This window comes from Ruegeria sp. BHSC037, from assembly GCF_059613045.1.
In genome coordinates this window covers 26,421-39,170 of record NZ_JBXWRT010000018.1, presented here as the reverse complement: position 1 = coordinate 39,170, position 12,750 = coordinate 26,421, and the positions used below count along the sequence as shown (strand labels likewise).

The window sequence follows — 12,750 nt, the reverse complement described above, 5'->3', positions numbered from 1 at the left end:
GCCTCCTACCCGGTTCGGGGCCGCTTGGCAAAGCCCCGCTTTGCGCTTAGATCGGGGACATGGCTAAGAACAAATTCCACGACGGCCCCGGCCCCTCGCAACGGCAACTTCGCGTCGGCGAACTGATCCGCCGCACCCTGTCCGAGGTGCTGGCGCGCGGCGACGTGCACGACCCTGACCTGAACCGCCTGTCGATCACCGTGGGCGAAGTGCGCACCTCGCCCGACCTCAAGATCGCCACCGCCTATGTGCTGCCTCTGGGCGGCAAGGGGCAGGACACCGTGATCGAGCTGCTGGCCCGCAACAAGGGCGAGCTGCGCCGCATGGTCGGCAAGAAGGTCGGCCTGAAATTCGCCCCCGACCTGCGCTTCCGGCTGGACGACACGTTCGACCGCATGGACGACACCCGCCGGATGTTCGAACAGGACGCCGTGCGCCGGGACCTGGACGAGTGATCCGCAGGACCGCCGCTGTGATCGCATTGCTCTGGGCCGGACAGGCCGCGGCTGTGACGTGCGAGCGCGTGGCCCACGAAGACCGGCGCTATACCGTGTGCGAGGTTGACGCCACCACCGAGGACCTGCGCCTGTTCCTGTATGACGACGCGGGCCAGGTGCTGGGCCATTTCTCGTCGGTGAACGAGGAACTGGCCGATGCTGGCCAGCGCCTGAGCTTTGCGATGAACGCCGGCATGTATCACGAGGACCGCTCGCCCGTGGGCCACTATGTCGAAGACGGGCAGGAACTCATGCGCGTGATTCCCAACGCCGGCCCTGGCAATTTCGGCCTGCTGCCCAACGGGGTGTTCTGCATCCGCCAAGGCCGCGCCGACGTGTTCGAGACGCTGGACTATCTTGATCGCAAACCCGATTGCCGCTTTGCCACCCAATCCGGCCCGATGCTGGTGATCGACGGCGAATTGCATCCACGGTTTCTCGAGGATTCGACCTCGCGCTATGTTCGCAACGGGGTGGGCACCAGCGCCGATGGCAGCCGTGCTGTGTTTGTGATCTCTGAGGACTATGTCACCTTCCATGAATTCGGTCGTCTGTTCCGCGACGTGCTGAACACGCCCAACGCGCTGTTTTTCGACGGCAACATCTCGCGTATGTATGACCGGGCGGCGAACCGGTCGGACGTGGGCTTCTCGCTGGGACCGATCGTCGGCGTGGTCGAGGACATCCCGGCAAATTGACAGCGTCGGACCGATCCGCTAGGTCGCGCGCCTTAACAGACGACAAGGTGCATCATGGGACGCAAACGCAAGGGTCGTGACATTTCCGGTTGGCTGGTGGTCGACAAGCCCGCGGGCATGACCTCGACCGCCGTGGTCAACAAAGTTCGCTGGGCGCTGGACGCCAGGAAGGCGGGCCACGCCGGTACGCTCGACCCCGAGGCCACCGGCGTTCTGGCCGTCGCTTTGGGCGAGGCCACCAAGACCGTTCCCTACATCACCGATGCGCTCAAGGCCTATACCTTTACCGTGCGGCTGGGTCAGGCCACCAATACCGACGATGCCGAGGGCGAAGTGATCGCAGAAAGTGACCTGCGCCCCACCGATGACGAGATCAAGCAGGCCCTGTTGCCCCTCGTGGGCGAGATCATGCAGGTGCCGCCCAAGTTCTCGGCGGTCAAGATCGACGGCCAGCGCGCCTACAAGCTGGCCCGCGACGGCGAGGATGTCGAACTGGCCGCCCGCCCACTATGGGTCGAGGAACTGGTGCTGGTCGACCGCCCCGATCCCGATCATGTCGTGCTGGAAATGACCTGCGGCAAGGGTGGCTATGTCCGCTCGATTGCCCGTGATCTGGGGGCGGCGCTGGGTTGCCATGGCCATGTCAAGGAGCTGCGCCGGATCTGGTCCGGCCCGTTCGACGTCGAAGACGGCCTGAGCATCGAGCAAATCGACGAGATGGCGAAAACCCCGGCGCTGGATGACTACCTGCGCCCGCTGGAAGAAGGGTTGACCGACCTTCCCGAGTTGAAATGCACCCCCGAAGGCGCCACCCGCCTGCGCAACGGCAACCCCGGCATGGTTCTGGCCAGCGACGTGGAATACGGCGACGAGGCCTGGGCCTCGTTCGACGACAAGGCCGTAGCGGTGGGGATCTACAAATCCGGTGAGTTGCACCCCAGCCGGGTGTTCGCCGGTTAGGTCCCGTGCTAAGCGAAGGCGCATGATCACCCGCTCCCACACCAAGGGCGATGCGCCCTCAACAGCTGTCTATTCCGACTGCGAACGCTATCGCTACAGCCTGACCCGCATCTGGGATCCGGCCGGGCGCCGGGCGCTGTTCGTGATGCTGAACCCCTCGACCGCGACCGAGGTGCAGAACGACCCGACCGTCGAACGTTGCGAGCGGCGCGCGCGGGCCTTGGGGTTCGGGGCGTTCCAGGTGACCAACATCTTTGCCTGGCGCGACACCGACCCGCGCAAGATGCGCGCAGCGGCCGATCCGGTGGGGTCGGAAAACGACGCCGCCATCCTAGCCGGCGTGGACTGGGCCGATCAGGTGATCGCCGCCTGGGGCACCCATGGCGCGCATCTGGATCGCGGCCCGGCGGTCGAGCGCTTGCTGCGCGGCACCGGCCAGCCGCTGTTCCACCTGGGCCTGACCAAGGACGGCCACCCCAAGCACCCGCTTTACACCGCCTATTCGCAGCAACCGCAGCCCTGGGGCCGGTGACGAACGGTTAACCACAGAGTCAGCTAGCCTTTGACCAACGCCCTGATCGGGTGGGATATTTCACACTCGGAGCAATTTCCGCTCGGAGGGTTTCATGTTCCTGTTTGGCCTGCTTGGACTGGCCGCCATCGGCGGCGCCGCCTATGCCATGAGCGATGTCCTCTCGCCCTCGGAAGAGGACGAGACAGACACCGACGTGATCGATGACGAAGAGATCGACGACCTGTCCCAAGGCAACCTGCTCGAGATCGACGACGTGCCCAGCGAGGGCAACCTTGTCGAACCCGTCACGGCAACCGCGACTGACGAAATTGCGCCCGAGGACAGCGCGACGAATGCGGAGGAGACACCCTCTGCCGGCACCGTACTGTCCGACTATGACGGCAACCTGGTCATTGCTGGGACCGAAGGCGACGATGTTCTGGCCGGCGGTACAGGAAATGATCAGATCAACGGATATGGCGGCGACGATACCGTGGAAGGCGGCGACGGGGATGACGTTCTGTTCGGCGATCAGGGCGCAGACAGGCTGACCGGCGGCGCGGGCGACGACACCCTGCACGGGCAGGATGACGACGACACTCTGGATGGCGGCACCGGCGACGACAGGCTGTTTGGCCATTACGGCGACGACAGGCTGACCGGCGGTTCCGGCGCGGACAAGCTTTACGGCGGGCAGGGTGACGACGGCTTGGTCGGTGATGCGGGTGAGGATTCGCTGCAGGGCGGCGATGGCGATGACCACCTGTCCGGCGGCGCGGGCGAGGATGCCCTGTTCGGCGGCGACGGGGACGACACGCTGGACGGGTCCGATGGCGAAGACACCCCGGACACCGATTTTCTGAACGGGGGGGCCGGAGACGACACCATCCTGGCCGGCCCGGGCGACATCGCCACCGGCGGCGCGGGCAGCGACACGTTCATCTTCGACGGCGCCCCGGACGGGCCGGAAGTGACCGTCATGGATTTTGCCCACGGGCAGGACAAGCTGCTGGTGTCCTGGGACCAGCCCGAGGCGCCCGAGATCTCGATCGAACAGGATGCCGACAACCCGGACATGACGCAGGTGCTGGTCAACGGGCAGTTGGTGGCACAGCTGCTCGACGCCGAGGGGCTGACGCTGGACGATATCGAGCTGGTTTCGACCTTGACGAACTCCCAACCCACCGCCACCGGCTGACGGACCAGAATCCCTTTGCTATTTGCGCCAAATGCGCCTATACGCGCCCATCCGCATCGGAATCGGTGCGGTTTTCTCCATGGGCCTGTGCTGGACGACATCCCGGCCTGCGCCATCAACTCTAACCTTTAAAGGAGACCCCGATGTCGATCACTGCCGAAGAAAAAGCACGCGTCATGAAAGAATTCGCAACCAAGGACGGCGACACCGGTTCGCCGGAAGTCCAGGTTGCCATCCTGACCTCGCGCATCAACACCCTGACCGAGCACTTCAAGACCCACAAGAAAGACAACCACGGCCGCCGTGGTCTGCTGAAGATGGTCGCCCAGCGCCGCAAGCTGCTGGACTACCTGAAGGGCAAGAACGAAGCCCGGTACCAGGACCTGATCAAAAAGCTGGGCATCCGCCGCTAAGCGCGGAACACACCGCTTTCAAGTTCGAGACGCCCGCCATTTGGCGGGCGTTTTATTGTCAGAGGAGCACGGTGTTCAGTCCAGCGTATTCTTGTAGACCACACCGTCTTTCATGATCAGGTCGAAGTTTTCGTGTGGGTCGGCAACCAGATCGATGTCTTCCAGCGGGTTGCCATCCACAAGGATCAAATCGGCATAAGCGCCTTCTGTAATCTGGCCCAGCGGTCCTTGCTGATAAGGGTGCCGGGGGCCGGACAATTCCAGCAGTTCGGCATTGGTCGAAGTGGCCATCTGCAGAACCTCGTAAGGAGAGTACCACCGCTGCAGCTTGGCAAGAAACGCACCCTGCCGCTCGGCCAATTTCGGGTCGAACAGGATGTCGGTCCCGAAGGCGGTTTTGACCCCCACTTCCTTTGCGGTCTTGTAGGTGAAATCGGTGCCGTTGGTCACGTCGATCCACTTCTGTTGGCTGACGGGGTCATCAAAGGAGAACCCGTCTTCGTCATCCAGCAGCGGTTGCACGGACAGCCACACGTCATTGTCACGCATCATTTCCATGGTCTCACGGCTCATGAGGAAGCCATGCTCGATGGATTTCACACCGGCCTCGATCGCGATGCGCGCAGCATCGTCGGTGAAAAGATGAGAGGCAACGTAGGTGTTGTAGGTGTCGGCCACTTCGACAAAGGCTTCGATTTCATCCTTTGTGTATTGGCGAACGTCCAGCGGGTCGTATGTGGACGACACACCGCCGCCGCCCGAAATCTTTAGCTGCGTGGCCCCCATACGCATGACTTCTCGGGCCCGCTTGGTGACTTCCGGGACGCCGTCTGCCTGCATCATCAGGCCAACGCTGTACCAATACCACAAAGCATCGCCTTCGTTTGTCGGCACCGCCTGATAAGGGCGGTAATCAAAATGCCCGCCCGTCTGCGTGATCGGCGGACCGGACGGCAGGATTCGCGGACCGGGGATTTCGCCGGCGTCGATCATCTTCTTGATGGCGAAGGAATTGCCGCCAACATCACGGACGCTCGTGAAGCCCCGCATCAGAGTGCCTTCGGACCCCAATGCGCCACGGATCGCCACACCCAAAATATCATCGGTCACAACCGAGCTTTGCGGGCTGCAACAATAGAGGGTGTGCCAGTGCACATCGATCAGACCCGGGATCAGGGTGCGCCCACCACCGTCGATCACATTTGCTCCTTCGGCCGAGATCGGGTCTGTCGACACAGCCGCAATCAGGTTGCCCTCGATCAGAACATTCGCGTTTTCGATGCGCCCGTCGTTGACGCCATCAAATACATGCACATTGGTGATCAGGGTCTGAGCCGGGTCTTGCTGCGCGGAAACCGAGGTGGCGGCAACCATCGCCACCAAAAGATGAATACGCATGAAGTATCTCCTGTCAAACACCGGCATCTTAGCAAATAATCCGATTTGTACATGCGGAATTTCACTCGAAAAGTTGAATACTAAGAAATCGTCAAAACAACCTGAAGGCGTATAGAATGATAGCTCTGATCCTCAATGCCTACCGTCTGCTCAAGGCGATCGTCCGATCCTGGGATGATCCGCATTTTCGGGGTGGTTTGCTGCTGTGTGTGCTTATTCTTCTGTCCGGCACGCTGTTCTACAGCAGTGTCGAGGGCTGGCATTGGGTGGACGCGCTGTATTTCAGCGCGACCACTCTGTCGACGGTCGGGTTCGGCGATCTGTCCCCGGCGACCAAGATCGGCAAGATCTTCACCGTGATCTACATTTTCGTCGGGGTCGGCGTATTCATCGCAATGTTCATTCAATTTGCGAAGGCTTTGTTGCGGCAATGACGCCAGCAACTCCAACCGCAGGGCAATTCGCCCGACTTCCCGGGGCGACCGGACGCGCACAGAAATGACTGCTTACCGTAAGGCTTCGTGTTTTTCGCAGGAGTCCAAGTCCGGGCGGGTTCCGGCGGAAATCCTATCGTTTCATTTTTTGCGGCGAACGAATTCTACCTCGTGACCAAACGACCGGTTGCGCAATATTGCAGTTTCGGTGCGATTTTCGCCGGCCCTCGACCGGCAGGATCAGTCCGAGGCCCCGCCGGTCTTGCGCCGGGCAGCGGCGCGCAGCCGTTCGGCGGCATCCTCGGTCGACGGCGCCGTCTGTGCCAACGGCTCGGCGTCCATCACATCAAGACTGAACGTAGCGCGCATCGGCATCAACCCGTCCACGACGACCATCTGCTGATCGGACGGGTCGATGACAAGCCGACCTGTCAGGCGGACCGGCTCGTGATTGAACGTAGGCACCCAGTCATCGGATAGCCGAACGCGGACCATCTGGTTCGGCGGCGGCGGCGGCATGTGGCTGCACATGCCGCGTTCGGGCACCAGATAAGCCACGGCGCGCCCGTCGGGATCCGGTGGCGCGGGGATCGCAAAGCCCGCCAAGGTCACGGTCTGACCGTCAAGCACGGGATTGCCCTGCGTGGCAGCGCGACGGCGGCGCTCAGTGACGACCGCGCGCTGATCCAACAACCAGTCCACATCGATCCCGTCGGCGGCCAGGGCGTCTTCGGTTTCATCCAGCAATTCCTGCCAGTTCTGGCGGTTCTCGGACGTGCCGCGATCCTGTTGCAGACGCCCGCGCAGGCGCACGGCAAACAGTACATCGTCGAACTGTTCGGGGCTGAGGTCGCGATAGGGGTCCTCGAACTGCTGCACCGCGGGGTCGCGCAGGTCGGACCAGTTCAGCGGCGCGGGTCCGGCCAAGGTCGCCTGAGCCGCCATCAGCAAGGCTGCCAACGGGGCCAACACTCGTCCGACTCGCATACCTGTCCCTCCGCTTGGGTCGATCCGACGACAACGGAACGCCTCCTTCCGCTACCCTAGCGCCGCGACCCCGGTGCGTCCATAGCCCCACTTGCCCGTGCGGGCCGGGGCCGTTCGGTTTCTCTTTCAATCCGGCGGATTCTATTGTATGCGCGCAGCATCTGAGACGTTGTGCCCTGACCCCGGCACTCGAAACAAGGATGAATGGGGTCGGCGGCAATGGGGCCGCCACGCAAACGGGAGACCCGGGATGGGCCTGGGAGAGCTCCCTTCTAGGATACGCAAATGTTTGATGTAACGAAGAAATCAATTCAGTGGGGCGAAGAGACGCTGACACTGGAAACCGGCAAGGTTGCCCGTCAGGCCGACGGCAGCGTGATTGCCACCCTGGGCGAAACCAGTGTCATGGCCAACGTGACCTTCGCCAAGGAACAGAAGCCCGGTCAGGACTTTTTCCCGCTGACCGTGCACTATCAGGAAAAATACTATGCTGCCGGCAAGGTGCCGGGTGGCTTCTTCAAGCGCGAGGCGCGTCCGACCGAGAAAGAGACGCTGACCGCGCGCCTGATCGACCGTCCGATCCGCCCGCTGTTCGTTGACGGGTTCAAGAACGAAGTTCTGGTGATGTGCACCGTCCTGAGCCACGATCTGGTCAACGACCCCGACATCGTGGCGATGATCGCCGCCTCGGCCGCTCTGACCATCTCGGGCGCACCGTTCATGGGTCCGATCGCCGGCTGCCGCGTGGGCTACACCAACGGCGAATACGTCCTGAACCCGACCGTTGACGACATGCAGGACCTGCGCCTGAACCCCGAGCAGCGCCTGGACCTGGTTGTTGCCGGCACCAAGGACGCTGTGATGATGGTGGAATCGGAAGCCTACGAGCTGTCCGAAGCCGAGATGCTGGGCGCCGTGACTTTCGCGCATCAGCAGATCCAGCCGGTGATCGACCTGATCATCAGCCTGGCCGAAGAAGCCGCGAAAGAGCCGTTCGAATTCACCCCGCCGGACTATTCCGCGCTGTACGACGCCGTGAAGGCCGCCGGTGAAGAGCAGATGCGCGCCGCATTCGCGATCACCGACAAACAGGAGCGCACCGCAGCCGTGGCCGCCGCGCGCGAGGCCATCAAGGCCGCCCTGACCGAAGAGCAGCTGGAAGACCCGAATCTCGGCTCGGCGATGAAAAAGCTCGAAGCCGGCATCCTGCGCGGCGACGTGGTGAAGGGCGGCAAGCGGATCGACGGTCGTTCGACCACCGATGTGCGCCCGATCGTGGCCGAAACCGGCCTGCTGCCGCGCACCCACGGTTCGGCCCTGTTCACCCGTGGCGAAACTCAGGCGCTGGCCGTGACCACGCTGGGCACTGGTGACGATGAACAGTTCATCGACGCGCTGCACGGCAACTTCAAATCGAACTTCCTGCTGCACTACAACTTCCCGCCCTACTCGGTCGGTGAAGTGGGTCGCGTTGGCCCTCCGGGCCGCCGCGAAGTGGGCCACGGCAAGCTGGCCTGGCGCGCGCTGCAGGCGGTTCTGCCGGCGCCGACCGACTTCCCCTACACCATCCGCGTTGTGTCCGAGATCACCGAGTCGAATGGCTCGTCCTCGATGGCATCGGTCTGCGGCGGCTCGCTGTCGATGATGGATGCGGGCGTTCCGCTCAAGGCGCCGGTGGCCGGTGTGGCCATGGGCCTGATCCTCGAAGAAGACGGCTCCTATGCCGTTCTGACCGACATCCTGGGTGACGAAGACCACCTGGGCGACATGGACTTCAAGGTGGCGGGCACCGAAAACGGCATCACCTCGCTGCAGATGGACATCAAGGTCGCGGGTATCACGCCCGAGATCATGGAGAAGGCGCTGGCCCAGGCCAAGGACGGCCGCCTGCACATTCTGGGCGAAATGGGCAAGGCGCTGAGCGAGACTGCCGAGTTCTCGATTCACGCACCGCGCATCGAGACCATGCAGATCCCAACCGACAAGATCCGCGAAGTGATCGGCTCGGGCGGCAAGGTTATCCGCGAGATCGTGGAAACCAGCGGCGCCAAGGTCGACATCAACGACGACGGCATCATCAAGATCGCCTCGCCGAACGCCGAAGCCATCCAGAAGGCTTATGACATGATCCATTCGATCGTGGCCGAGCCGGAAGAGGGCAAGATCTATACCGGCAAGGTCGTGAAGATTGTCGATTTCGGCGCCTTCGTGAACTTCTTTGGCAAGCGCGACGGTCTGGTCCACGTGTCCCAGATCGAGAACCGCCGCCTGAACCATCCTTCGGACGTTCTGAAGGAAGGTCAGGAAGTGAAGGTCAAGCTCTTGGGCTTTGACGATCGCGGCAAGGTGCGCCTGTCGATGAAATGCGTCGATCAGGAAACCGGCGAAGAGATCGTGCCCGAGAAGAAGGAAAAGAAAGAGGAAAGCGCGGAATAATCCGCCCTGCCCCTTGCTTGATCCAAGACCCCGGTTCCGGCCGGGGTCTTTTTTGTTCGCCCGGGGCCTTTCCCGGGCCGCGCCCCTGTTTTATGGACGGTACCATGCGATCCTTCATCATACACATGTCGTCCAGCACCGCGCGCCGACCGAATGCCGAGAAACTCTGCGCCGAGCTGCCCAATGCCGAACTGATCGAAGCGGTCGACGGGCGGGATCCAGCGCAGATTGCCGGGGTTACACTGCACCCGGGAAACCTGCATCGCCCGCGCTACCCCTTCGCCCTGCGCCCGGCCGAAATCGGCGTGTTCGAAAGCCACCGACGAATCTGGCGCAAGATGGTCGATGAGGGGATCGATCTGGCCATCACCGCCGAGGATGACCTGCGTATCGATCCCGACCGGATGTCAGCGGCGCTGGAACTGCTACGCCCGATCGCAACGCCTGACAACTATATCCGTATCCCGGTCAAGCAGCGCGAAACCGCCGCCCAAACCTTGGCCGAGCGCGACGGTTTGCGCCTGATCCTGCCCAAGGTCATCGGCCTGCAATGCTGCTGTCAGGTGGTGGGGCGGAATGCCGCCGAACGCCTACTCGCCGCCACCGACCAGATTGACCGCCCGGTGGACACGTTTCTGCAAATGCACTGGATCACGGGCCAGCCCGTCCATGCTCTGTTGGGCAGCGGCAACCGGGAGGTGGCCGGCGAAATCGGCGGCTCGACGATCCAGGCGAAACCGCCTCTGACCGACAAACTGACCCGCGAATTCAAGCGCGCCGCCTACCGAGCACAACTACATCTGCATCCGCAGCGCGCGCCTGCTTCATCTGGCTGAAAATATCCTCGGGGGAATCGCGCCCCTTGGGGCGCGATGGGGGCAGACAGCCCCCGACCCGGTCGCCGTCAGGCCGGCGCCTTGGTCTTGCGCAGATAGGGGAAGATCGTCTCGAACTCGCCGAACTTCTCCTTCGCGTCTTCGTCCGAAACCGAAGGCGGAATGATCACGTCTTCGCCCGGCACCCAGTTGGCCGGGGTGGCCACACCCTTGGCGCTCATCTGCAACCCGTCCAGCGCGCGCAGGATCTCGGCAAAATTCCGGCCCACGGTCATCGGATAGGTCATCGACAGTTTCAGCTGCTTGTCCGGCCCGATGATAAAGACCGAGCGCACCGTTGCACTGTCTGCTGGGGTGCGGCCGTCGGGCAGATATGCCTCGGCCGGCAGCATGTCGAAGGCCTTGGACACTGCCAGTCCGTCATCGGCTATGATCGGAAAGCCGGGGTTGGCCTTGCCATAGGCCTCGATGTCCTTTTTCCACTTCTTGTGGTCTTCAACACCATCGACTGATACGCCGATCACCTTGGTGTTGCGCTTGGCCCATTCATCGTTCAATTGCGCGACGGCCGAGAACTCGGTGGTGCAGACCGGAGTGAAGTCCTTGGGGTGCGAGAACAGGATCGCCCAGCTGTCGCCGATCCAGTCGTGGAACTGGATGGTGCCCTGGTCCGTTTCAGCGGTGAAATTGGGGACGGTATCGTTGATGCGCAAACCCATGATGCATCTCCTTTCCTGTGAAAACCCGAGTCGGTTGGTGCAAACCTAATCACTTTGCCCACAGGTTAAACCATTGATGTGGCACAGCGGCAAAAAACGTGCGATCAATAATTTGATCAAATTCCCAGAATTGCCTTGCCCCAAGGGGGCCGCAATGACAGAGTGCCCGAGAAAACCGACCGCGCGGTCGAATGAATGCGGATCAAGAGGACACGCCATGATCGAGAAACGCGACTTTTACATCAACGGCCAGTGGGTCGCCCCCAGCCAGCCCAATGATTTCCATGTGATCGACCCCTCGACCGAGGAGCCCTGCACGGTGATCTCGCTGGGCGGTCAGGCCGATACCGATGCGGCCGTGGCGGCGGCCAAGGCGGCGCTGCCGGGCTGGATGGCCACGCCAGTGGTCGAACGGATCGCGCTGGTGGAAAAGCTGATCGAGATCTACCCCACCCGCGCCGAAGACCTCGCGCAGGCGATGTCGATGGAAATGGGCGCGCCGATCGACATGTCGCGCACCCAGCAGGTGGGCGCCGGGATCTGGCATTTGAAGAATTTCATTCGGGCGGCCAGGAACTTCCAGTTCGAACGCCCCTTGGGCGATCATGCCCCCAATGACCGGATCATCTATGAGGCGGTCGGCGTGGCCGCGCTGATCACCCCGTGGAACTGGCCGATGAACCAGATCACGCTCAAGGTTGGCGCGGCGGCCATCGCTGGCTGCACCATGGTTCTGAAACCGTCCGAGCAGAGCCCGCTGAACGCGATGATATTTGCCGAGATGATGCACGAGGCGGGCTTCCCGCCGGGCGTGTTCAACCTTGTGAACGGGGACGGGGCCGGCGTGGGCACTCAGCTTTCGGGCCACCCCGACGTGGACATGGTCAGCTTCACCGGCTCGACCCGCGCGGGCACGGCGATTTCCAAGAATGCCGCCGACACGCTGAAAAAAGTGCATCTGGAACTGGGCGGCAAGGGCGCCAACGTCATCTTTGCCGATGCCGATGACAAGGCGGTCAAGCGCGGCGTGCTGCACATGATGAACAACACCGGCCAGAGCTGCAACGCGCCCAGCCGGATGCTGGTGCAGCGCCCGATTTATGATAAGGCGGTGGAAACCGCGGCCGAGGTGGCCAACAAGGTCACCGTGGGCCCGGCGATGCAGGAAGGCCGCCATATCGGCCCCGTCGTGAACGAGCTGCAATGGACCAAGATCCAGGCCCTGATCCAGAAAGGCATCGACGAGGGTGCGCGCTTGGTCGCCGGCGGTCCCGGTCGGCCCGAAGGGTTCAACAAAGGCTACTTCGTGCGCCCCACCGTGTTTGCCGACGCCAACAACCAGATGACCATCGCGCGCGAGGAGATCTTTGGCCCGGTCCTGACGATGATCCCCTTCGATACCGAGGAAGAGGCCATCGAGATCGCCAATGACACGCCCTATGGCCTGACCAACTATGTCCAAACGCAGGATGGCGCCCGCGCCAACCGCATGGCGCGCAAACTGCGCTCGGGCATGGTCGAGATGAACGGCCAGTCGCGCGCCGCCGGTTCGCCATTTGGCGGCATGAAGCAGTCGGGCAACGGGCGTGAAGGCGGTGTCTGGGGGCTGGAGGACTTTTTGGAGGTCAAGGCCGTCAGCGGCTGGACTCCGGAATAAACC

13 protein-coding genes are annotated in these 12,750 nt (G+C 62.6%); 10 read left to right on the top strand and 3 right to left on the bottom strand.

Translation table 11 applies throughout. The annotated features are described in order from the left end of the window. The first annotated feature begins 59 nt into the window (after window positions 1–59). The 6 genes from rbfA (at window position 60) to rpsO (ending at window position 4,280) form a co-directional block, all read left to right on the top strand. Complete coding sequence (rbfA, locus tag AC2FMN_RS16065) at window positions 60–455, top strand: 30S ribosome-binding factor RbfA (RefSeq protein WP_496683311.1); 396 nt, start codon at window positions 60–62, stop codon at window positions 453–455. A gap of 17 nt (window positions 456–472) precedes the next feature. Beyond that, entirely contained in the window at window positions 473–1,195 is a 723-nt protein-coding gene (locus AC2FMN_RS16060; protein WP_496689397.1) for a phosphodiester glycosidase family protein, read from the top strand. A gap of 54 nt (window positions 1,196–1,249) precedes the next feature. Beyond that, entirely contained in the window at window positions 1,250–2,155 is a 906-nt protein-coding gene (gene truB / locus AC2FMN_RS16055) for a tRNA pseudouridine(55) synthase TruB (protein ID WP_496689395.1), read from the top strand. A 22-nt stretch (window positions 2,156–2,177) separates the two neighbouring features. Next, a complete protein-coding gene (locus AC2FMN_RS16050) occupies window positions 2,178–2,687 on the top strand; it encodes a DUF1643 domain-containing protein (RefSeq protein ID WP_496689393.1) in 510 nt (169 codons plus the stop codon). 94 nt (window positions 2,688–2,781) lie between these two features. Beyond that, a complete protein-coding gene (locus tag AC2FMN_RS16045; RefSeq protein WP_496689391.1) occupies window positions 2,782–3,867 on the top strand; it encodes a calcium-binding protein in 1,086 nt (361 codons plus the stop codon). A 143-nt stretch (window positions 3,868–4,010) separates the two neighbouring features. Next, the gene (rpsO, locus tag AC2FMN_RS16040; protein WP_490360262.1) at window positions 4,011–4,280 is read left to right on the top strand and encodes a 30S ribosomal protein S15; all 270 of its coding nucleotides are present in this window, start codon (window positions 4,011–4,013) and stop codon (window positions 4,278–4,280) included. Between the two features lie 75 nt (window positions 4,281–4,355). Here rpsO and AC2FMN_RS16035 read toward each other — a convergent pair whose 3' ends face one another. Then, complete coding sequence (locus AC2FMN_RS16035) at window positions 4,356–5,678, bottom strand: metal-dependent hydrolase family protein (protein ID WP_496689389.1); 1,323 nt, start codon at window positions 5,676–5,678, stop codon at window positions 4,356–4,358. Window positions 5,679–5,794: 116 nt separating this feature from the next. Here AC2FMN_RS16035 and AC2FMN_RS16030 point away from each other — a divergent pair, with 116 nt between their 5' ends. Next, a complete protein-coding gene (locus tag AC2FMN_RS16030) occupies window positions 5,795–6,112 on the top strand; it encodes a potassium channel family protein (protein ID WP_496683298.1) in 318 nt (105 codons plus the stop codon). Window positions 6,113–6,352: 240 nt separating this feature from the next. Here the strand turns inward: AC2FMN_RS16030 and AC2FMN_RS16025 are convergent, their stop codons facing one another. After that, window positions 6,353–7,099, bottom strand: coding sequence for a DUF3299 domain-containing protein (locus AC2FMN_RS16025; RefSeq protein ID WP_496689387.1), 747 nt, complete (start codon window positions 7,097–7,099; stop codon window positions 6,353–6,355). Window positions 7,100–7,384: 285 nt separating this feature from the next. Here AC2FMN_RS16025 and pnp point away from each other — a divergent pair, with 285 nt between their 5' ends. Next, window positions 7,385–9,535 carry a polyribonucleotide nucleotidyltransferase gene (pnp, locus tag AC2FMN_RS16020; RefSeq protein ID WP_496689385.1) on the top strand — a complete coding sequence of 717 codons (2,151 nt, stop codon included), beginning with the start codon at window positions 7,385–7,387 and terminating at the stop codon, window positions 9,533–9,535. Window positions 9,536–9,627: 92 nt separating this feature from the next. Then, window positions 9,628–10,371, top strand: coding sequence for a glycosyltransferase family 25 protein (locus tag AC2FMN_RS16015; RefSeq protein WP_496689383.1), 744 nt, complete (start codon window positions 9,628–9,630; stop codon window positions 10,369–10,371). 68 nt (window positions 10,372–10,439) lie between these two features. Here AC2FMN_RS16015 and AC2FMN_RS16010 read toward each other — a convergent pair whose 3' ends face one another. Next, window positions 10,440–11,090: a peroxiredoxin gene (locus AC2FMN_RS16010; RefSeq protein ID WP_496689381.1), complete on the bottom strand. Its 651-nt coding sequence runs from the start codon at window positions 11,088–11,090 to the stop codon at window positions 10,440–10,442. A gap of 217 nt (window positions 11,091–11,307) precedes the next feature. Between AC2FMN_RS16010 and AC2FMN_RS16005 the strand changes: the two genes are divergently transcribed. Further along, a complete protein-coding gene (locus tag AC2FMN_RS16005) occupies window positions 11,308–12,747 on the top strand; it encodes an aldehyde dehydrogenase family protein (RefSeq protein ID WP_496689379.1) in 1,440 nt (479 codons plus the stop codon). The last annotated feature ends 3 nt before the right edge of the window (window positions 12,748–12,750 follow it).